We start from the raw sequence: 21,092 nt of genomic DNA on the forward strand, positions 1-21,092 counted from the left end.
TTACATGAAGATAACCCTGGGAGGGTATTCCCAGACGGATTCGGAGCAGGATGATGACAGAGCGGAGCGGATGCGGGCAATGCAGGAGCGGCGAACCGCTTCCCTTCGCCTTCACGATGGCCTTCCACCCCATCGTCGACATCGAGACTGACGGGGTCTGGGGCTACGAAGCGCTGGTGCGGGGCACCGAGGGGCAGGGGGCCGGCTACATCCTCGGCCAGGTCAACGACGACAACCGCTACCGGTTCGACCAGGCCTGCCGCACCAAGGCGATCGAGCTGGCCGGCGGGCTGTTTCCGGCCGGCGACGTGCGGCTGTCGATCAACTTCCTGCCGAACGCGGTCTACGAGCCGGCGGCCTGCATCCGGGCGACGCTCGAGGCGGCGCGGCGGATCGGGTTTTCCCACCAGCGGATCATGTTCGAGTTCACCGAGAACGAGCGCATGACCGACGTGGCCCACGTCCAGCGCATCATCACCGATTACCGCCAGCGCGGCTTCCTCACCGCGCTCGACGATTTCGGCGCCGGCTATGCCGGCCTCGGCCTGCTGGCGCGGTTCCAGCCCGACCTGATCAAGCTCGACATGGAGCTGATCCGCGGCATCGCCGATTCCCCGGCCCGGCGGGCGATCGTCTCGGGCGTGATCGGCATCGCGCGCGCGCTCGGCGTCGCGGTGATCGCCGAGGGGATCGAGACCCCCGACGAGCTCGCCGCCCTGCGCGAGGCCGGCATCACCCTGTTCCAGGGCTACCTGTTCGCGCGGCCCGCCGTGGCCGCCCTGCCGGAGCTGAGCCCCGCGGGGATGCGGCAGGCGGCGTGAGCGCCGCGGCAATGGGGCGGGCGGCGTGAGCGCCGTTGGGATCCAGCAGGCGGCGTGAGCGCCGCCGGGCGGCGCCGAAGCCCTCGTTCCGGCGGTGCCTCACGCCTCCAGCAGCGCGTCGATGTCGGCCGGCGTCAGCGCGCGCGTCGGGGCGCCGTCGTGGTCGAACAGCGCCTCGGCGAGCGCGCTCTTGCGGGCCTTGAGCGCTTCCATCTTCTCCTCGATGCTGCGCGCCGCGACGATCCGGTGGACGAAGACCGGCTTGTCCTGGCCGATGCGGTGGGCGCGGTCGATCGCCTGGGCCTCCACCGCCGGGTTCCACCAGGGATCGTAGAGGATCACCGTGTCGGCGGCGACGAGGTTGAGCCCGGTGCCGCCGGCCTTGAGGCTGATGAGGAACACCCGCGCCGCGCCGGTCTCGAAGCGCCGTATCGCCCCTTCCCGGTCGCGGGTGCGGCCGGTCAGTTCCGTGTAGGCGATGCCGGCCCGGTCGAGCCGCGGCTTGATCAGGGCGAGCATCGAGGTGAATTGCGAGAAGACCAGCACCCGGCGCCCCTCGGCCAGCAGGGCCTCGAGCAGCTCCTCCAGCCGTTCGAGCTTGGCCGAGCCGGCCTCGGCCGCGTGCTCGAGCTTCAGGAGGCGCGGGTCGCAGCAGGCCTGGCGCAGCTTCAGGAGGGCGTCGAGGACGACGATGCGGCTGCGCTCCCAACCCTTGGCGGCGATCGCCTCCTGCACCCGGGCATGCATCGCCAGGCGGATCGAGTCGTAGAGGGCGCGCTGGGCCTCGCCCATCTCGACCTCCTCGGTGATCTCGGTCTTGGCCGGCAGGTCGCGGGCGACCTCCTCCTTGGTCCGGCGCAGCAGGAACGGCCGGATCCGCCGTGCCAGCAGACGGCCGCGCTCGGCATCGCCGTGCTTCTCGATCGGCGTGCGCCAGTCCCGCGCGAAGGTGCGGCGCTCGCCGAGGAGCCCCGGGCAGGCGAAGGAGAACAGCGACCAGAGCTCCGCCAGGTTGTTTTCCAGCGGCGTGCCCGAAAGGCAGAACCGGTGCCGGGCGGTGAGCGCACGGATGATCCGGGTCGTCGCCGCGTCCGGGTTCTTGATCGTCTGGGCCTCGTCGAGGACCAGGAGGTGCCACGCCTGCGCGCCGAGCACCGCCTGGTCGCGGGCGACGAGGGGGTAGGTGGTGAGCACGAGGTCGTGCCGGGGAATCGCGTCGAAATGCTCCCGGCGGCCGAGCCCGTGCAGGACCAGCACCGCGAGGTCGGGGGCGAAGCGCTCCGCCTCCCGGCGCCAGTTCGTCATCAGGCTCGTCGGCGCGACCACGAGGGCGGGCCTGTCGAGGCGCCCGTCCGCCTTCTCGCGGGCGATCAGCGCCAGCGCCTGCACGGTCTTGCCGAGCCCCATGTCGTCGGCGAGGATTCCGCCGAGGCCGGCCTCGCGCATAAAGGCGAGCCAGGACAGCCCCTCCGCCTGGTAGGGCCGCAAGGCCGCGCGAAACCCCTCCGGCGGCGCCACGGGCGGGATGCCGCCCTCGGCCAGCAGGCGGCGGCCCATGGCGCGTAACGACTCGCCGCCGCGCCAGGCGATCCTCGCGGCCTCGCTCGCCCGCTCCAGGGCCGCGAGCGTGGCGGCGTCGACGAGGCCGAGCTTCAGGCGCCCGCCCTCGCCGGTGCCACCGAGGCTCAGTTCGCGCAGGGCGAGCAGGATCGGCCTGAGCCGGGCGGCCGGCAGCGCCAGCACCCGCCCGTCCGGCAGCGGCACCATCACGGGCTCGGGCGAGGTCTCGTCGAGCGCCTCGATCGCGAAGCCGGGCTGTGCCAGCAGCGCGGCGACCGGCTCGGCGAGGGGGATGCGCTCGCCCTCGATCTCGACCCCGAGGTCGAGCTCGAGCCAGTCGATCCCGGTGCTCTCGCGGATCGCGACCTCGACCGCCCCATCCGGATGGAGCACCCGGCCGCGGAAGCTCGGATCGGCCGTGACCTCGAACCCCGCCGCCTTGAGGGCGGGCAGGGCCTCGGCCTGGATCGCGGGCCAGGCGTCCTCGCCGGCATCGGGCAGGAAGTCCCGGGCATGGCCCTGGTGCTGGGCGTAGCCGAGGGCCAGGGGCGTGCGGCGCTCCTGGAGCGGCGACAGGCCGTGGGCGAGGAGCCGCGCCACCGCCCGCCGCTCGGCCGGGCCGTCGCGTTCCACGACGTGGAGCCGGCCGCCGGCGAGCCGGCTCGGCCGCTGCCGCGGGTCGCCGAACGGCACCGCGACGGGGCCGTAGCGGAACGACAGCGCGGCGAGGCGCACGGGCACGGTCGAGGGCGGCTGCCCGTACAGGAAGGGCGCCGGTGCCTCGATCTGGAACAGGCGCAGGACCGGCACCGGCGCGACGTCGACGATCGTCTCCCGCGGCGGCTCCGGCAGGCGCAGGGGCAGGTCCGGCACCGCCTCGGCGAGCGCCGCGTTGAGGGCCCGCGCCGAGGCCGCCGGTACCGCCGGGGCCGCCATGAGGGCGGCGGCGAGGTGGGGCGGCACCCCGACCTCGATCGGCCCGACGAGCCCGGACCCGGCATCGAGATAGGCCGGCGGTCGGGCCGCGAGGGCCAAAACCGTGCCTTGGTTCGTCGTTTCGTCCGCCCCTTCACCCGGCTCCGCGCCCGTGCCGTCCCCGTCGTCGAGGCGCGGGTGGGGCGCCAGGGTCTCCTCGCCCTCGACCCAGTCGATCCGGCCGGGCCGGGGCGGGCCCGCCGCCAGGGCCGGTCCCAGCACGGTCCCGAACCGGGCCCGGCCGGTCGCCAGGACCCGCTCCAGGATCTCGGCCCCGGCCTCGTCGAGCAAGGAATAGGCCGGCGGCGCGTCGGCCTCGGCCTCGCGCGGCCGCCCGGCGAGGGACTTGAGGATGCGCAGGTCCGACGGGCGCAGGTAGGCGCTCGGGGTCCCCGCGTGGACGATGGCGTAGGGCTCGACCGGGCGAGCCTTGGCCGACAGCGCCCCGCTCTTCAGGATGCGGGCCTGCATCGGCGCGACGCCGAGGCGGGGCGCCGTGCCGCCGTGGCCGGGCAGGGCTAGGAGGACGTAGATCAGGCGCCGGTCGATCTCGGGCGGAAACGCCTCGCTGCCGGTTCGGCGGGCGCGGTCGAGGGTCCGGATCCAGCTCTCCAGCTCCGACGGCAGGGCCTCGGGGCCGGCGGAATCCTGGAACTGGAGCAGCCGGGCCGCCCGTGTCTCGGGAGTTGGTGGAGGCGGGACGCGCCGGACGGTGCCCCGGAACGCCCCGAGCAACACCGCCGCGACGTGCCGGCAATTGGTGCGGTCCGGGCAGGTGCAGTGCCCGGTGATGACGGTGCCCGTGCGGCCCTTCTCCACGGCGACCGTGACGCTGTACACCGTCTTGCCCGTGCGGCTCTCGACGTCGCCTTCGATGGTATTGTCTCCGTCGCACTCGATCTCGCGCACCCGGCCCGCGGCGAGGTCGCGCGCGCCGTCGTGGAAGGAGGCGTGGCCGCAGTTGCGCAGGATGTCGCGTTCGGTGAATGAGGACGTCCTGCGCATCGGAACGGTGCTCGCCTCCGGCCTGCCGCCCGCAAGGTAGGGAGGCGGGACGGTGCTGGAAACCGGCCGGTGGCCGGACCGGCGAATCGCCTGGGGGCGGCCGGCGTTCGGAACGGATGGCTCCGCTTGCCGTTCCGGCACTCGACAGAGCCGTTAGGCGTGCAGGAGGGAACGAGCGTCTCATGACCGGACAGGCCCGATGAGCGACGAGCACCCCGTGACCGGCGAACCCGCGGCCCTCGCGCCCGCGCGCGAGACCCTGTTTCAGCCCGGCCGCACCTGCTGGTGCGTGGCCCGGGCCGAGCGGGTCGCCGTGATGGTCGATTCCGCCGAGTACTTCGCCCGTCTGGAGGAGGCCTTGCGCCAGGCGCAATCCTCGATCCTGATCGTCGGCTGGGACTTCGACGGGCGCATCCGCCTGCGCCACGACGCGTCGCCGGAGGAGTCGCCCCCGCTCGGGCCGCTCCTGCGCGACCTCGCGGCGCGGCGGCCGGACCTCCAGGTGCGGGTGCTGGTCTGGAGCGTCGCCACCCTGCACGGGCCGGGCGCGGCTCTGCCGCTGCTGTTCGGGGCCGAGTGGGAATCCCATCCGCGGGTCGAGCTGCGCCTCGACACCCACCACCCGCTCTATGCCGCCCACCACCAGAAGCTCGTCTGCATCGACGACCGCATCGCGTTTGCGGGCGGCATCGACCTGACGGTCGGGCGCTGGGACACCCCCGCCCACACGGCCGGCGACCCCTTGCGCACCAACCCCGACGGCGAGCTCTATCCCCCGGTCCACGACCTCCAGATGGCGGTGGATGGCGAGGCCGCCGCGCGGATCGGCGCGATCGCCCGCGAGCGCTGGCGCGCCGCCACCGGCGAGGTGCTGGCGCCCGTCCGCGGCGCCGCGCCGGTCTGGCCGCGGGACCTGGCGCCGCTCTTCACCGACATGCCCGTCGCCATCGCCCGCACCATGCCGCTCCAGGGCGACGAGCCCTCGGTCGAGGAGGCGGCGGCGCTCACCGCCGCGTCGCTCGCCGCGGCCCGAAAGACCCTCTACCTCGAGGCGCAGTATCTCACCGCCGATTTCGTGGCCGACGCGCTCGCCGCCCACCTCACGGCGGAGGACGGACCCGAGATCGTCGTGGTGATCACGCGCCGCTCGCACAACTTCACCGAGCGCGTCGCCATGGGCACGCCGCGGGACCGGGTGCTGCGCCGCCTGCGCGCCATCGACCGCTTCGGGCGCCTGCTCGTGGCCTATCCGGTGGTTCCGGGCACCGAGGGCGATGAGGGCGAAGAGTGCGAGATCGAGGTCCACGCCAAGCTCGTCATCGTCGACGACGGGTTCCTGCGCATCGGCTCCTCGAACCTCAACAATCGCTCGGTCGCCCTCGACACCGAATGCGACCTCGCGGTCGAGGCCCGCACGCCTGAGGAGCGCCGGGCGATTCTGTCCCTGCGCGACCGCCTGGCGGCCGAGCACCTGGGCGTGGCGCCCGAGGTGCTGGCGGAGGCCGCCGAGCGGGACGGCCTCATCGCGGCGATCCGGCGCCACATGGGCGGTCCCCGCAGCCTGCGGGTCTGCGAGGTGCCGGAGGAGGAGGGCCTGCTCGATCCGCTCGTCAGCTCCGAGCTGCTCGACCCGGAGCGGCCGTTCGGGACGGGGTAGGGCTGCGCGCCCCGCCCGCATCGCGCCACCGGAACACCGCCTCGGTCGCCGCGAAGGCGACGAGGCCGAGCGCCAGCGGGACCAGGAAGTAGATGCACCGGAAGGCGATGAGCGGGCCGATCACGTCGGTCTTCGGCAGGAGGTGGACGACCACGCTCTCGATCACCCCGACGCCGCCCGGGACGTGGGTGATGAGCACCGCCGCGTTGGCGATGACGAAGACCGAGGCGACGGCGAGGTAGCCCACGTCGGAGACCGCCATGAGCACCTGATGCAGGCAGGCCGAGACCAGGGCGAAGTTGACGGCGCCCAGGGCCACCTGCGCGGCGGCGAGCGGCAGCGGCGGCATCTCGATCGACCAGCGCCGGAAGGTCAGCGGCTTGCGCCACCAGGCGGCGAGGGCGAGATAGCCCGCGACGAAAGCCGCGCAGGCCAGCCCCGCCGCCAGGACGGCGCCGGTGCCGAGCCCCGTCACCTCCTGGGCGAGACCGGGATGGACCAGCACCGCGACCGCGCCGAGCGCCATCAGGCCGACCGCCACGGTGACGCCGCAGAACAGGACCGCCTTGGCGACGTCCGCCGTGCCGAGGCCCCAGCGGGTGTAGAACCGGTAGCGGATCGCCCCGCTGCTCAGGCCGGCGAATCCGATGCTGTGGCCGAGCGACAGGCTGATGAAGGCGGCCAGCGCCACCCGGGGATAGGGCAGGGGCTTGCCGGCGGCGCGGAGCGCCAGCCAGTCGATGCCGGTGAGGCAGAGATAGCTCGCGGCGGCAAAACCCCCGGCCGCGAGGAGCCGGCTCGCCGGCAGGGCCCGCACCGCGTCGACGAGCTGGCCCGGGCTGTAGCCGGAGAGCGTGCGGTAGAGCAGGTAGCCGCCGAGCCCGACGCTGACGAGGGTGGCGAGGATGGTCCAGAACCGGCGCCGGGCGGAGGTCTTTTCACGGTTCTGGTCTTGTGTCGTCGTCACGCGGGTTCCTCCCGGAGCGCGAGGGCAGGGGGCGCGACGTCCGGCGCGAGGTCGAGGTCGGCGACGAGGGGCAGGTGGTCGGAGGCGGTCCGGGCGAGGCGGCCCTGGACCCGATGCACCTTCCGCACCGCGACGCCGCGGCTGACGAAGACGTGGTCGATGCGCAGGAGCGGCAGGCGGGCCGGGAAGGTCGGCCTGGCCCAGGCCCGGCGGACGGGGCCCTCCGCGTCCGGCAGCCGGTCGGCGAGGCGGCGGTGGACGGCCGAGCCCGGCAGGGCGTTGAAGTCGCCGAGCAGCACCACCGGATCGTGGCAGGCGGGATCGCCGAGGAAGCGGGGTCCGAGGAGCGCCGCCGCCTGCGCCGCCCGCTCGCGCCGGTCGAGGCCGAGATGGGTCGTGACGACCTGCACCTCGGCGTCGCCGACGCCGACCGCGGCCCAGAGCGCGCCGCGGGGCTCGCGGCCGGCGCTTTCTGGCAGCCCTTCCGCCCGCACCAGCCGGGAGGGGAGGGCGGTCAGGATCGCGTCGCCGTAGAGTTCCTCCATCACCCGCATCGCCGGATGGAAGTGCGAGCGCATCCCGAGCCGGGCGGCGATCGCCTCCGCCTGATCGATCCCGCCGCTGCGGGCGCGCCCGACATCGAGCTCCTGGAGCGCCACCACGTCCGCCCGGCAGGCCGCGATCACCGCGGCGATGCGCGCCGGGTCGAGGCGGCGGTCGGCGCCGAGGCAGCGGCGGACGTTGTAGGTGAGGACGCGGAGCAACCGGGCGGGGCCTTCCGTAGCGGGCATCCCCCCTCAACGGCCGAGCCTGCGCCCGGTTTCGCCCGTCTTGCCACGCTTGGCGCCGCGGGCGGTCCCGCTCAGGCGATGGTCGGCACGATCCCGCCCTCGACCCGGAGGCTCGCGCCGTTGGTGGCGGCGGCGAGCGGGCTCGCCAGATAGGCGACGAGGCCGGCGATCTCGTCGGGCTCGATCATCCGGGCGAGCAGCGAGAGCGGGCGGTGGACCCGGAAGAATTCTTCTTCCAGCGCCGCCGCCGGGGCGTCCGGATCGGAGGCGACGCTCTTCAGGAAGTCGACGATGCCCTCCGAGCGGGTCGGGCCGGGCAACACGGAATTCACCGTCACGCCGGTGCCGCGGGTGCGCTGCGCCAGGCCCCGGGCGATGGTGAGCTGGGCGGTCTTCGACACCGCGTAGTGCAGCATGTCGGGGGGCGGCACGAGGCCGGATTCGCTCGACACGAACACGATCCGCCCGGCATTCCGCGCCAGCATGCCGGGGAAGTAGGCCTGGGCGAGCCGCGCGCCCGAGACGACGTTGACCTCGAACAGGCGGTGCCAGTCCGCGTCGGTGATCGCCTCGAAGGCCTTCGATTCGTAGATGCCGAGGTTGTTGACGAGGATATCCACCTCCGGCACCGCCGCGATCAACGCCGCCGCGCCCTCGGCCGTCGCCGGGTCGGCCAGCACCGTCCGGGGCGTCCGGGCGCCGGGCTCGGCCGCGATAGATGCGGCCGCCGCGTCGAGCTTCGCCTGGTTGCGGCCGGGCAGCACGACCGCGGCGCCCTCCGCCGCGAGGCGGCGGGCGATGGCAAGGCCGATGCCCGCGGTGGCACCGGTGACGAGGGCGGTCCGGCCGCCGATCCTGAGGTCCATGGCTGTGGTCTCCGTCCGGGAGACCCCGAGGGTCTCCATTCGTGAGACCCCGAGATGACGACGCGGGCGATTGATGACCAGCGCGCGGGCCGGCACGATACTCGTGCATCGGACGCACCAATGGACCGGCCATGGACAACCGCCTGGGCGAGATGGAGGCCTTCGTGGAGGTGGCGCGGCGCGCCAGCTTCGCGGCCGCCGCCAAGGCGCTGCGGCGCACGCCCTCGGCGGTGAGCCGGGCGGTGGCGCGGCTGGAGGCGCGCCTCGGCGTCTCCCTGATCCGGCGCACCACCCGGTCGATGACCCTGACGCCGGAGGGCGAGCTGTACCTGCGCCGGGCCGCCGAGCTGATCGCCGAGTTCGCCGCGATCGAGGACGGGTTCGGCCGCGACGCGGCGGTGCCGAGCGGCCTTTTGCGGGTCAACGCCTCGGTGCCGTTCGGCACGAAGGTGATCCTGCCGGTCCTGCCGCGATTCCTCGGCGGGCACCCCAGGATGCGGGTCGACCTCGCGCTCACCGACGACGTGGTCGATCTCGTCGAGGCCCGGGCCGACGTGGCGATCCGCATCGGCCCGTTGCGCGACACGCGCCTGCGGGCCAAGCGCCTCGGCCGCGGCCGCCTCGCGGTGGTGGCCTCCCCGGACTACCTCGCGCGGGCCGGCCTGCCCGCCCATCCGGATGCGCTCGCCCACCACAACTGCCTCGCCTTCAGCTTCCGCCGCTCCCTCGATACCTGGCCGTTCCTGATCGACGGGGCGGTGGCGCAGCGGCCGGTGCGCGGCAACTTCTTCGGCAATTCCGGCGAGGTGGTGCGGATGATGGCGCTCGGCGGCGCGGGGCTGGCCCGCCTCGCCCGGTTCCACGTCGAGGAGGACATCGCGGCGGGCCGCCTCGTGCCGGTGCTGGAGGCGTTCAGCCCCGGCGACGCCGAGGACGTCCACGCGCTCTATGCCGGGCACGAGCGGCTGTCCCTGCGCATCCGCTGCTTCGTCGATTTCCTCGCCGCCCATGCGGCGTTGCGGGATTGACGGGTGGCCGATGCGGACGGGCAGGCAAGGAATCGGGACGCCCGGTCATGGAACCGATCGTTCCCCCGCGGCACAACGGTCTCGCGGCCACGCTTGTCCGGCCGATCCTGCCCGTGGAGTCGCGTTCGATGATGTCGTTCTGGTTCTCGCGCCTCGCGGCCCTTCTCCGCCGCCTGCTGCCGGGCCGGACGCGGCCCGAGCCCGGTGCCTGGATCCTGCTCGGCGAGGGGCGCGGCGTCTCGTGGTCGGGGGACGCGGACGCCGCCCGCCCCGCCCTCACCGGGCCCACGCCTCCGCCTGCGCGGTGATCCAGGCGCGAAAGCACGCCACCTTCGGGGCGTCGGTCTCGGTCGGCGTCACGAGGAAGAAGCTGTAGGGGCTCGCCACCTCGTCCGGGAAGGGCCGCACCAGGCCGGTCGCGCCCTGTCCGATGCCGGCGACGAGGTCGCCCCCGAGCACCCGCGTCGCGAGGCCGACCCCGCCGCCCGCGGTGGCGCATTGCAGCACCATGAAGGTGTGGGTGAAGCGGGGCCCCCGCGAGGCGTCGATGCCGGGCACCCCGGCGGCCGCCAGCCATTGCGGCCAGCCCACCGATTCGAGGTCGATCGGGTCGTCGTCGTGCAGCAGGGTGTGCCGCGCTAGGTCGTCGGGCGCGCGCAGCGGCGGCGCCCCGTCGCGAAGATGCGGGCTGCAGACCGGGAAGACCACGTCGCGCATCAGCAGGTCGGAGCGCAGGCCCGGATAGCGCCCGCGCCCGTGCCGGATCGCGAGATCCGCGTCGTCGCGGGCGAAATCGACCAGGCGGTTGTTGGCGACGACCCGCACGTCGAGGTCGGGATGCTGCGCGCGGAAGCTGCCGATCCGCGGGATCAGCCACAGGCTGGCGAAGGAATGGGTGGTGCTCACGGTCAGCACGTGGTCCCGGCCCAGGCGCTGCAGCCGGGCGGTCGCCTCGGCGAGCTGGTCCAGAATCTCTCCGGCGGCGGCCGCGAAGCGCTGCCCGGCCGGCGTCAGGGCGACGCCCCGGCTCGGCAGCCGGCGAAACAGGGCCAAGCCGAACCAGCCCTCCAGGATCTTCACCTGCTGGGCCACCGCGCCGGCACTGACCCCGAGCTCGTCCCCGGCCTCGTGGAAGGTGGCGTGGCGCGAAGCCGCCTCGAAGGCCCGCACGGCGTTGAGCGGCGGCAGGCGCCGGCGGGGTCCGAGATCGCGAGCCATGGACCAGATCTCCCGGTGGCCCAGATTTCCTGGGGCGAAGGACGAGGCGATCTGGTTTGCGCGCGCCGTCCCGGAAAGGCAATCTCTCCCTCACGAACCCCATCGTCCGACCCGGAGAGAGCCATGACGAGCCTCGTCGCTGGCCGAGGAAACCTGCGCCTCGTTCCCATCGTCCGCCTCGCGCCCGCGCGCCGGCGCAACCCCGTCTCGCTCGTCGAGCGCCTCGAGCTCTGGGCCGACCGACGCCGCGAGCGCCGCGCCCTGTTGCGCTGCCCCGACGGGCTCCTGAAGGATGTCGGCCTCTCGCGGGCCGATGCGGTGCGCGAGGCGGACAAGCCGTTCTGGCGCGATTGAGCGCCGGGCGGATTGCGCCGCAAGGATCGGGATGCCGCTGGGGCATCCCGTGCGCCAGGGTGCGGCGTCCTCGCCCGGAGAATCCGATGCAGCCCGCCGCCAACCGCCCGATGACCCCTGCCGAATGGGGCCTGCTCCTCGGCCTCTCGGTCCTGTGGGGCGGCTCGTTCTTCTTCGTCGGCATCGCCCTGTCGGCGCTGCCGCCCCTGACCCTGGTGGTCCTGCGCGTCGGGCTCGCGGCCGCGATCCTCGCCCTGGTGCTGCGGCTGCGGGGCATCCCGATGCCGCGGGGCGCGTCCGTCTGGCGCGCCTTCCTGGGGGCGGCCTTCCTCAACAACGCGGTGCCGTTCTGCCTCATCGCCTGGGGCCAGACCCACATCGCCTCGGGCCTCGCGGCGATCCTCAACGCCACCACGCCGCTCTTCGGCGTGCTGGTGGCGCACGTCCTCACCACCGACGAGCGCCTGACGGCCCACCGCCTCGCCGGCGTGCTGGCGGGGCTCGCGGGCGTCGCCGTGATGGTCGGGCCCTCGCTGCTGGCCGGGCTCGGGGCCGAGGTCCTGGCGCAGGGCGCGATCCTGCTCGCGGCCCTCTCCTACGCCTTTGCCGGCCTCTACGGGCGGCGCTTCAAGCGCATGGGCATCCCGCCGCTCTCCGCCGCCGCCGGCCAAGTCACCGCCGCGACGGCCCTGCTCCTGCCCGTCGCCCTCGCGGTCGACCGGCCCTGGACCCTGGGGATGCCTCCTCTCACGGTGGTCGCGGCGGTCGTCGGCCTCGCCGCACTGTCGACCGCCTTCGCCTACGTGATCTTCTTCCGCCTGCTGGCGAGCGCCGGGGCGACGAACCTGATGCTCGTCACCTTCCTGATCCCGGTCTCGGCGCTGCTCCTCGGCGCCCTGGTGCTGGGCGAGCCGGTGGTGCCGCGCCAGCTCCTCGGCATGGCGCTGATCGGCGCCGGGCTGGTGGCGATCGACGGGCGGCTGCTGCGCCGGCGGGGGGCGGGGGTCGTGCCGGGGAGGTCGTGACCTCTCCCCCACGCCGGAGCGCCTCGAGGAAAGGCACTGGCTTCCTCCTCTCCCCGCGGGCGGGGAGAGGGGATCTCCCGCGCCTTTCCCGTCTCCGACGGTTCCCCGAACGGCCCCGCCGGTCTCCATGGGAGCGCCAGGTCAGGCGCCGGAGGCCTGCGGCCGCAGGGCCGCGTAGCTCGTCATCAGGTTGCGGTAATCCGGGATGTGGTCGCCGAGCAGCGTCGCCAGCCCCTCGACGTCCCGGCGCCAGTCGCGGTGCAGCTCGCAGGCGACCGCGAACCAGTTCATCAGCTGCACGCCCGCCGCCGACATCCGGTTCCAGGCGCCGTCGCGCACCAGCGGGTTGAAGGTGCCGGAGGCATCCGTGACCGCGAAGACCTCGTAGCCCTCCGCGATCGCCGACAGGGCCACGAAGGCGACGCAGACCTCGGTGACGACGCCCGCGATGACGAGCTGCCGGCGCCCCGTCGCCTTCACGGCGGCGACGAAATCGGGGTTGTCCCAGGCGTTGATCTGGCCCGGGCGGGCGATGAACGGTGCGTCCGGGAACTTGGCCTTCAGCTCCGGCATGATCGGGCCGTTCGGGCCCTCCTCGAAGCTGGTCGTGAGGATGGTCGGAAGCTTGAAGTAGGCGGCGAGGTCGGCCACCGCCAGCACGTTGTTCTTGAACCGGTCGGGATCGATGTCGCGCACCAGCGACATCAGGCCGGCCTGGTGATCGATCAGGAGGACGACGGCCTGGTCGAGGTCGAGGCGGGCGTAGGGCTTGCTCATGGTCGTCTCCATCGGGGCGCCCGGGCGATGCGCGGTGCGCGCTGTCGATGGAGGGAGTGTGCCGGCATTTGTTAGCTCAACAAATAGAAACGATGGAAAACGATCGTTTCCAGGATTTCAGTATCGGGAGGGGATGAGGCCGCTCCCCCGAACGTGGATCCTTCACACCATGACGGGCACGTGCACGTCGATGACGGTACCGGGCCGGTCGGGGGCGAAGCGGCCGTCATAGAGCTCGAAGTCGGGGCCGTCGGCCACCGTGAGCCCCGAGGCCGGGATCAGCTCGCCCCAGATCGTCGCCATCGCGCCCTTGACCTGCGGGGGCAGGGCGGTCCCGTCGAGGGTGATGCGGAAGACCGCGTAGGTCGCCGCAGGGATCGCCTTGCGCACGAAGCCCGCCGGCAGGGTGCCGTCCGGCCACACGCCGACGCCGGCCAGGTAGTCGAAGCTGCCCTCCTCCCGGTCGGCGCTCCAGACGACGCCGTAGGTGGACCAGCTCGGCACCTGCCCGTCGACGAAGGGCAGGGCCCGGATCAGCCGCGACCAGAGGTCCGGGATGGTGGCGGCGGTCGTCGGGTCGAAGCGGCGTGTCGGACCGGCGACCGTGAAGGCGTCGCGGGTCGCGAGGCCGGGCAGGCGGGCGACGGCGCGGGAGGTCGCGGCGGGGTGCGGCATGGGCGGGTCTCCGTCCGGGAGGGCGAGGCCGCGGCGGAACCGGCCGGGGCTGACGCCGAAATGGCGCCCGAAGGCGCGGGTGAAGGCTTCCTGGGACTCGAAGCCCGATTCGAAGGCGAGATCGACGAGCCGCAGGCCGGGCTCGGCGACGAGGCGCCGGGCCGCCCGCACCAGGCGGCGCGTGCGGACATGCGCCATCGGCGCGAGGCCCATCCGGGCGGTGAACAGGCGCGAGAAGTGATGGGGCGAGAGCCCCGCCCGGTCGGCGAGGCGGGCCAGCGTCAGGCGCTCGTCGAGCCGGCCCTCGATCCAGGCGAGGGTGTCGGCGACGAGGTCGGGGGTGGGCGGTCGGTCCATGCCCGCACCATGGCCGAGCCGAGCCCCGTCCGTCCTGACCGGTCTTGCTGGCGACGCCCCGGCGGGCGTTCCTTCGAGACCGGCTGTCGAGATCGCCCATGCTGTCGTAGGATGCGGCCGGGACGGCCGTCGCCGCGCGCGTCGCGGCGGCCCGCCCGGCGCGAATGCCCGCGCTCCGCCGAAACGGCCTGGCCCATCGATCCTGACGCACCGCGCGGCCAACGCGCGGGCTCATCTCCGGGAGGACGCCCCTTCATGCCCGACACCGAGACCCGGGACCCCGCCGCGCTGCACGCGCGCCTTCCGGCCGCCCTCGCGGCCGCCCTGGAGGCCCCGGCCTACGCCGCGCACCTCGCCGGCATCGACCCCGCCACCGTCACCGACCGCGCCGCGCTCGCCCGCCTGCCGGTCCTGCGCAAGGGCGAGATGCCGGCGCGCCAGCGCGAGACGCTGCCCTTCGGCGGCTTCGTGCCGGGGGCGGTCGGCGGGTTTGCCCGCCTGTTCACCTCGCCGGGGCCGATCTTCGAGCCGCAGCGGGCCGGCGACGACCCGTGGGGCGGCGCGCCGGCGCTCGAAGCCGCGGGTTTCCGGGCCGGCGAGGTCGTCCTCAACACCTTCGGCTACCACCTGACGCCGGGCGGCTTCATCTTCGACACCGCCGCGCGGGCCTTGGGCTGCGCGGTGATCCCGGCCGGGCCCGGCAACACCGAGCAGCAGCTCGACCTGATCGAGGCCTACCGGCCGGCGGGCTATGTCGGCACGCCGGACTTCCTCAAGGTGCTGCTCGATGCCGGCGCCAAGGCCGGGCGGGACGTGTCCTCGCTCGGGAAGGCGCTCGTCTCCGGCGCCGCCTTCCCGGCCTCGCTCCAGGCCGAGTTCCGGGAGCGCGGCATCGCCGCAGCCCAGGCCTACGCCACGGCGGATGTCGGCTTCATCGCGTACGAGACCCCGGGCGAGCCCGGCCTCCTCGTCAACGAGGGGCTGATCCTCGAGATCGTGCGCCCCGGCACCGGCGATCCGGTGCCGGAGGGCGAGGTCGGCGAGATCGTCGTCACGGTGCTCGACCTCGACCGGCCGCTGATCCGCTACGCGCTGGGCGATCTCACGGCCTTCCTGCCGGGCGGTCGCCGCATTCGCGGCTGGATGGGCCGGGCCGACCAGTCCGCCAAGGTGAAGGGCATGTTCGTGCGCCCCGAGCAGGTCGCCGAGATCGCCCGCCGCCATCCCGAGCTCGGCCGCCTGCGCCTCGTGGTCACCCGCGCCGACGAGGCCGACGCCATGGCGCTGCGGGCGGAGAGCCCCACCCCCGACGCCGCCCTGGCGGAGCGCGTCGCCGAGACCCTGCGGGCGGTGACGAAGCTGCGCGGCACGGTCGATCTCGTCGCCCCGGGCAGCCTGCCGAACGACGGCAAGGTCGTCGCCGACGAGCGGCCGGTGGGGTGAGGGGAGGGGCGGCCGCCGGGCTCCGGGAGCCGCCGGCACCTTGCGGCCGCCCGGCCCTCAGGCCGCCCTGACCTGCGCCAGGAAGCGATCGACCTCGGCCGAGATGCGCGCGGATTGGCGCGACAGCTCGGAGGCCGAGGCGAGCACCTGGCTCGCCGCCGCGCCGGTCTCCTCGGCCGCGCCCGCCACGCCGGCGATGTTACCGGTGACCTCGCCGGTGCCGTCCGCCGCCTGCGCGATGTTGCGGACGATCTCCTGCGTCGCCGCGCCCTGCTCCTCCACCGCCGCGGCGATCGAGGTCGCGACGCCCGAGATTTCCTCGATCCGCGCGGTGATCCCGCCGATCGCGCCGGCGGCGAGGCCGGTCGAGGCCTGGATCGCCGCGATCTGGCCGGTGATCTCCTCCGTCGCCTTGGCCGTCTGGCCGGCGAGTTCCTTCACTTCCGCGGCGACGACCGCGAAGCCCCGGCCCGCCGCTCCGGCCCGCGCCGCCTCGATGGTGGCGTTGAGCGCGAGCAGGTTGGTCTGCGCGGCGATCGACGAGATCAGCCCGACCACGTCGCCGATGCGGGCGGTGGCCTCGGTCAGCGCCCGGACCTGATCGGCGGTCTGCCCGGCCTCCGTGACCGCGGCCCGGGCGAGACGGGCCGAGCCGTCGACCTGGCGGCCGATCTCCTGGACCGAGGCGCCGAGTTCCTCGGCCGCCACCGCCACGGTGCCGACATTCGACGAGGCCTGCTCGGCGGCCGCCGCCACGGTGGTCGATTGCGCGGCGGTCTCGCGGGCGGTCGCCGTCATGGTCTCGGCGGTGCCGCGCAATTCGCCCGCGGCGGTCGAGACGGTGGCGACCACGCCGGTGATCGCGGCCTCGAAGCCCCGGATCAGGTCGTCGAGCGCGGCGGCGCGGCGCATCCGGCGCAGCTCCTCGGCCTCGCTCTCGCCCCGCAGCCGCTCGCGCTCGATCGCGTTGTCGCGGAAGACCAGCACCGTGCGGGCCATCGCCCCGACCTCGTCGCGCCGCCCGGTCTCCGGCACCGGGAGGTCGGTGCGCCCCTCCGACAGCGCGGTCATCGCGGCGCGCAGGCGCTCCATCGGCCGCACGATCGAGCGGACGATCATCAGCGAGGCGCCGCCGAGGACGAGCACGATGAGGAGCGCCGCGAGGGCGAGGCGCTGGACCTGGGCGACGATCATCGCCCGCAGGTCGCTGACGTAGTCGCTGGTCCCGATGTAGAAATCGTAGGGCGCGTAGAAGCGGAAGAGCCCGATCTTCGGCACCGCCGCCGTCTCGCCCTCCGGGACCCAGGTATAACGGAAGGTGGCCGCGCCGTCGCGCTTGGCCCGGGGCATCACGTCGGCGACGTAGCGGAAGCCGGTCGGATCGGTCACGCCCATCAGGTTGCGGCCGACCACCTTCGCGGCCGGGTGGGCGATCACCGTGCCGGTGCCGTCGTTCACGAACAGGTAGTTGTCGCGCCCGTGCCGCATCGCCGCGATGTCGGCGAGCGCCGCCTCGCGGGACGCGGCCTCGGTGATCTCGCCCTTGATCGCCTTCTGCCGGTAGCGCTCGACGATGTTGGCGGCGGCCTCGGTGATCAGCGACAGACGCTCGATGCGCTGGGCCAGCATCGCCTCGTACTGGTAGTTGAGCGCGATCCCGCCGAGCGCGACCAGGCTCGTTGCGGCGAGCGCGATCAGCAAGGCGAACTTGCGGGGAAGGGTGAGCACGAACATGGGGCGGCCACTCCGGATCCGGACCCTGCCGGATGTCCGCCGGGAAATAGAAGGCGGGAAGTGAATGCCTGGTTTATTTTGTAGGTGATTGTGACAATGCGCGGATGTTCGCGAAAATCTTGCCGCTGCGGCACCGAATGCAAAAATCCGGCCGCCCTCGTGTCGTGGCGTCGCCGGCTGCACGGTCGATAGACGATGCGAGGCCCTAACCGACCCCGGCCCGCAGGCCCCCGCGCCGGCGTGCCGGCACCGCGACGGGCTCCACGGCCTCGCTGGGCGCGAGCGCCTGCGTCTCGCCGCGGGCGAGCGTCTGCGTCTCGCCGCGGGCGAGCGCCAGCACCATCCCGGTGAAGATCTCCTGCAGGCCTCCCGTCGAGAGGCGCCCGCCCGGCTTGTACCAGGTGCAGATGCCCGACAGCATGGCGAGGATGGCGAGCGTCGCCATCCGGGTATCGGCGAGGTGGAACTCGCCGGTGGCGCGGCCGTGGTCGAGGATCTCGCCGAGCTTGCGCTCGTAGTCGCGCCGCATCGCCACCACGGCGGCGAGGTTGTCCGGCTCGAGGCTGCGCAGCTCCGAGTAGCAGATGAACACCTCCTGCGGCCGCGCGACGTGATAGGCGACGTGGAACTCCGTGAACCGGGTCAGCCGCGCTTCGGCGCTGCCCTCGGAGAGCAAAGCCGCGTCGAGGGCCGCGTGCAGGTCGAGCATGTGGCCGCGGATGAGGTCGAACAGGAATTCCTGCTTGTTGCGAAAATAGTTGTAGAGCGAGCCCTGCTGGATGCCGACCTCGGCCGCGAGCTGGCGCAGGCTCATCGCAGCGTAGCCGTGGGTGGCGATGAGGCTGAGTCCCGCCCGCCGGATGGCCTCCTCGGTCCGCGGTCCCGACGAGCCTGCGATACGCGCCATGCTGCCCTTAACCCTACGCTGACGGGGCGCCCGACCCCACGACTTTCGTCGCGCCAGTGTAGCACTTGACGCTCGGAAAAAAACAGTCGAACGTATTTCCAAGGCGGATGATCCGGACACATACCGGGCATCCGCCACAGGCAGAGCGGCGCCGGAGACGAGCGCGGCCGCCATCCCAGGGAGGGTCAGGCGTGGCGGAAACCCTTGCGGTTCGCCAGATCTCGTTGCGCTTCGGCGGCGTGAAGGCACTGACGGATGTCAGCTTCGCGGTCGAGAAGGGCGAGCTCTTTTCGATCATCGGCCCGAACGGCGCCGGCAAGACCTCGATGATCAACTGTATCTCGGGCCGCTACAAGCCGTCCGAGGGGCAGATCCTGCTCGACGGCCGCGACATCACCAAGGCGACGCCGAACCAGCGCCCCAAGCTCGGCATCGGCCGGACCTTCCAGAATCTCGCGCTGTTCCACCACATGACCGTGCTCGACAACATCCTGGTCGGGCGCCACCACCTGATGCGCAACAACTTCGTCACCGGCTCGCTCTACTGGCTGCCGGGGGTGCGGAGCGAGGAACTGGCGCATCGCCGCCGGGTGGAGGAGATCATCGATTTCCTCGACCTCCAGGCCTACCGCAAGGCGCCGGCCGGCACCCTCTCCTACGGCTTGCGCAAGCGCGTCGAACTCGCCCGTGCCATGGCGCTGGAGCCCAAGCTGATCCTCCTCGACGAGCCGATGGCCGGCATGAACCTCGAGGAGAAGGAGGATATGGCCCGCTACATCGTCGATCTCAACGAGGAGTTCGGCATGACCGTCGTGATGATCGAGCACGACATGGGCGTGGTCATGGACATTTCGCATCGCGTCATGGTGCTCGATTTCGGCCGCCGCATCGCGCTCGGCCGCCCCGAGGCGGTTCTGGCCGATCCGCATGTGCGCAAAGCCTATCTCGGCGAGGACGACGAGGAGCCCGCAACCCTCGAACCCGCGAGGGCCGCGTCGTGACGACCGATTTCTCAGCCATCGCGCGTGAGGCCGACACCTTCCCGAAGCTCCTGCGCCGCAACGCCGCCGCGCATCCGGGCGAGGTGGCTTTGCGCGAAAAGATTTTTGGGCTGTGGCGCCCGACGACCTGGGCCGAGTACCACGCCCGCACCCGCGCCTTCGCGCTCGGCCTCTCCGATCTCGGGATCGACGGCGGCGACGTGGTCGGGCTCATCGGCGACAACCGGCCCGACTGGGTCGCCGGCGAGATCGCCGCCCATGCGCTCGGCGCCCTGTCGCTCGGCCTCTACCGCGACGCGCTCGAGGACGAGGTCCAGTATCTCCTGGCCTTCGCCGAGGTGAAGGCGGTGATCGCCGAGGACGAGGAGCAGGTCGACAAGCTCCTCAACCTCGCCGACCAGGTGCCGAGCCTGCGCCACATCGTCTATTGCGATCCCCGCGGGATGCGCAAATACGACGATCCGCGGCTGATCTCGGCCGACGCGCTCGCCGCCAAGGGCGAAGCCTTGCACGCGGCCGATCCCGGCCTCTACGACCGGATGGTCGATGCGACCGACGCCGAGGCGGTGGCGATCCTCTGCACCACGTCGGGCACCACGGCGCGGCCGAAGCTCGCGATGCTGAGCGGGGGGCGGGTCCTGCGCCACTGCGCCCGCTACCTCGCCGCCGATCCGAAGGGGCCGGAGGACGATTACGTCTCGGTGCTGCCGCTGCCCTGGATCATGGAGCAGGTCTACGCGCTGGGTCAGGCGCTCCTCTCCCGCATGAAGGTCAACTTCGTCGAGGATGCCGACACGCTCATGCACGATTTCCGGGAGATCGCCCCGACCTTCGTGCTCTTCGCCCCCCGGGTCTGGGAGGCGGTGGCCGCCGACGTGCGCGCCCGGATGATGGACGCCTCACCCTTCAAGCGCGCCCTCTACGAGCGCGGCATGAGGATGGGTCTCTCGGCCCTCGACCACGGCAAACGTTCGGGCGCCGCCGAGGCCCTGCTGTTCCGGGCGCTCCGCGATCGTCTCGGCTTCACGCGGCTCACCTCCGCGGCGACCGGCGGGGCGGCGCTCGGCCCCGACACGTTCCGGTTCTTCCGCGCCATGGGCGTGCCGTTGCGCCAGCTCTACGGCCAGACCGAGACGCTCGGCGCCTACACCCTGCACCGGGGCGAGACGGTCGATTTCGACACGGTCGGCGTGCCCTTCGACGACAGCATCGAGATCCGGGTGCTGGACCCCGACCGCAACGGCATCGGCGAGGTGCTGGCGCGCCACGCCAACATGTTCCACGGCTACTACAAGGCCGGCCCGGACACCCCGAGCGACGTGCGCGACGGCTGGATGCACACCGGGGATGCCGGCTACGTCGACAAGAAGGGCGAACTCGTCGTCATCGACCGGATCAAGGACCTCGCCGTCAACATCCACGGCGAGCGCTTCTCGCCGCAATACATCGAGAACAAGCTGAAATTCTCGCCCTACGTGGCCGAGGCCGTGATCCTCGGCGCCGGGCGCGAATATCTGGCGGCGCTCGTCTGCATCCGCTACGCGGTCGTCGCCAAATGGGCCGAGAAGAACCGCATCGCCTTCACCACCTACTCGGACCTCGCCGCGAAGCCGGCGGTGATCGACCTGATCCGCCGTGAGGTCGAGAAGGTCAACCAGGGCCTCACCGACGTGCAGCGTGTCGCCAAATTCGTGCTCCTCTATAAGGAGCTCGATGCCGATGACGGCGAATTGACCCGCACCCGCAAGGTCCGCCGCGGCGTCATCAACGAGAAGTACGGAGACCTGATCGACACGATCTATGCCGGGGCGCCGAGCTACCGGGTCGATACGGTGATCCGGTTCCAGGACGGCACGACGCAACGCATCCGCACCACCCTGCCGGTGATCGACCTCACGGCGGCCCCCGCCACCCTCGCCGCCGCCGAATAG

18 protein-coding genes are annotated in these 21,092 nt (G+C 72.8%); 9 read left to right on the plus strand and 9 right to left on the minus strand.

Annotated features, from left to right (window positions below):
* Window positions 1-53: 53 nt before the first annotated feature.
* Entirely contained in the window at window positions 54-821 is a 768-nt protein-coding gene (locus miv_RS02155; protein WP_058618507.1) for an EAL domain-containing protein, read from the plus strand.
* Between the two features lie 99 nt (window positions 822-920).
* Here the strand turns inward: miv_RS02155 and miv_RS02160 are convergent, their stop codons facing one another.
* Window positions 921-4,361, minus strand: a complete 3,441-nt coding sequence (locus tag miv_RS02160; RefSeq protein WP_207181199.1) for a DEAD/DEAH box helicase — start codon at window positions 4,359-4,361, stop codon at window positions 921-923.
* Window positions 4,362-4,560: 199 nt separating this feature from the next.
* Between miv_RS02160 and miv_RS02165 the strand changes: the two genes are divergently transcribed.
* The gene (locus miv_RS02165) at window positions 4,561-6,018 is read left to right on the plus strand and encodes a phospholipase D-like domain-containing protein (RefSeq protein WP_207181200.1); all 1,458 of its coding nucleotides are present in this window, start codon (window positions 4,561-4,563) and stop codon (window positions 6,016-6,018) included.
* Here the strand turns inward: miv_RS02165 and miv_RS02170 are convergent.
* From miv_RS02170 to miv_RS02180, 3 genes are all read right to left on the minus strand, one after another.
* The gene (locus miv_RS02170) at window positions 5,972-6,985 is read right to left on the minus strand and encodes a lysylphosphatidylglycerol synthase transmembrane domain-containing protein (RefSeq protein ID WP_207181202.1); all 1,014 of its coding nucleotides are present in this window, start codon (window positions 6,983-6,985) and stop codon (window positions 5,972-5,974) included. The genes miv_RS02165 and miv_RS02170 overlap by 47 nt on opposite strands.
* The gene (locus miv_RS02175) at window positions 6,982-7,749 is read right to left on the minus strand and encodes an endonuclease/exonuclease/phosphatase family protein (RefSeq protein WP_244748825.1); all 768 of its coding nucleotides are present in this window, start codon (window positions 7,747-7,749) and stop codon (window positions 6,982-6,984) included. Before miv_RS02175 ends, miv_RS02170 begins: the two co-directional genes overlap by 4 nt.
* A 98-nt stretch (window positions 7,750-7,847) precedes the next feature.
* Window positions 7,848-8,642 (minus strand): SDR family NAD(P)-dependent oxidoreductase, encoded by a 795-nt coding sequence (locus tag miv_RS02180; RefSeq protein ID WP_207181204.1) that lies wholly within the window; start codon window positions 8,640-8,642, stop codon window positions 7,848-7,850.
* A 131-nt stretch (window positions 8,643-8,773) separates the two neighbouring features.
* Here miv_RS02180 and miv_RS02185 point away from each other — a divergent pair, with 131 nt between their 5' ends.
* Window positions 8,774-9,670, plus strand: a complete 897-nt coding sequence (locus miv_RS02185; RefSeq protein ID WP_207181205.1) for a LysR substrate-binding domain-containing protein — start codon at window positions 8,774-8,776, stop codon at window positions 9,668-9,670.
* 113 nt (window positions 9,671-9,783) lie between these two features.
* Window positions 9,784-9,978: a hypothetical protein gene (locus tag miv_RS02190; protein WP_207181206.1), complete on the plus strand. Its 195-nt coding sequence runs from the start codon at window positions 9,784-9,786 to the stop codon at window positions 9,976-9,978.
* Here miv_RS02190 and gcvA read toward each other — a convergent pair.
* On the minus strand, window positions 9,947-10,888 hold the full coding sequence (gene gcvA / locus miv_RS02195) for a transcriptional regulator GcvA (protein ID WP_207181207.1): 942 nt from the start codon (window positions 10,886-10,888) through the stop codon (window positions 9,947-9,949). The genes miv_RS02190 and gcvA overlap by 32 nt on opposite strands.
* A 123-nt stretch (window positions 10,889-11,011) precedes the next feature.
* Here gcvA and miv_RS02200 point away from each other — a divergent pair, with 123 nt between their 5' ends.
* Together miv_RS02200 and miv_RS02205 are read left to right on the plus strand one after the other, a co-directional pair.
* The gene (locus miv_RS02200; RefSeq protein WP_058618515.1) at window positions 11,012-11,242 is read left to right on the plus strand and encodes a DUF1127 domain-containing protein; all 231 of its coding nucleotides are present in this window, start codon (window positions 11,012-11,014) and stop codon (window positions 11,240-11,242) included.
* Between the two features lie 86 nt (window positions 11,243-11,328).
* Entirely contained in the window at window positions 11,329-12,267 is a 939-nt protein-coding gene (locus miv_RS02205; protein WP_207181208.1) for a DMT family transporter, read from the plus strand.
* Between the two features lie 141 nt (window positions 12,268-12,408).
* On the opposite strand, the gene ycaC is transcribed toward miv_RS02205, so the two are convergent.
* Window positions 12,409-13,044: an isochorismate family cysteine hydrolase YcaC gene (gene ycaC, locus miv_RS02210; protein ID WP_207181209.1), complete on the minus strand. Its 636-nt coding sequence runs from the start codon at window positions 13,042-13,044 to the stop codon at window positions 12,409-12,411.
* 162 nt (window positions 13,045-13,206) lie between these two features.
* Window positions 13,207-14,076 carry an AraC family transcriptional regulator gene (locus miv_RS02215; protein WP_207181210.1) on the minus strand — a complete coding sequence of 290 codons (870 nt, stop codon included), beginning with the start codon at window positions 14,074-14,076 and terminating at the stop codon, window positions 13,207-13,209.
* 255 nt (window positions 14,077-14,331) lie between these two features.
* On the opposite strand from miv_RS02215, the gene miv_RS02220 reads away from it, so the two are divergent.
* A complete protein-coding gene (locus tag miv_RS02220; protein WP_207181211.1) occupies window positions 14,332-15,519 on the plus strand; it encodes a phenylacetate--CoA ligase family protein in 1,188 nt (395 codons plus the stop codon).
* Window positions 15,520-15,576: 57 nt separating this feature from the next.
* On the opposite strand, the gene miv_RS02225 is transcribed toward miv_RS02220, so the two are convergent.
* Window positions 15,577-17,253: a methyl-accepting chemotaxis protein gene (locus miv_RS02225; protein ID WP_207181212.1), complete on the minus strand. Its 1,677-nt coding sequence runs from the start codon at window positions 17,251-17,253 to the stop codon at window positions 15,577-15,579.
* 205 nt (window positions 17,254-17,458) lie between these two features.
* Complete coding sequence (locus miv_RS02230; protein ID WP_207181214.1) at window positions 17,459-18,160, minus strand: TetR/AcrR family transcriptional regulator; 702 nt, start codon at window positions 18,158-18,160, stop codon at window positions 17,459-17,461.
* Window positions 18,161-18,351: 191 nt separating this feature from the next.
* Here miv_RS02230 and miv_RS02235 point away from each other — a divergent pair, with 191 nt between their 5' ends.
* Both miv_RS02235 and miv_RS02240 read left to right on the plus strand, forming a co-directional pair.
* Window positions 18,352-19,161 carry an ABC transporter ATP-binding protein gene (locus tag miv_RS02235; RefSeq protein WP_048429763.1) on the plus strand — a complete coding sequence of 270 codons (810 nt, stop codon included), beginning with the start codon at window positions 18,352-18,354 and terminating at the stop codon, window positions 19,159-19,161.
* Window positions 19,158-21,092, plus strand: coding sequence for a long-chain fatty acid--CoA ligase (locus miv_RS02240; protein ID WP_207181216.1), 1,935 nt, complete (start codon window positions 19,158-19,160; stop codon window positions 21,090-21,092). The genes miv_RS02235 and miv_RS02240 overlap by 4 nt, the downstream gene beginning before the upstream one ends.

Origin of the sequence: Methylobacterium indicum, from assembly GCF_017347565.1 — a bacterium.
Classification (GTDB): domain Bacteria; phylum Pseudomonadota; class Alphaproteobacteria; order Rhizobiales; family Beijerinckiaceae; genus Methylobacterium; species Methylobacterium indicum.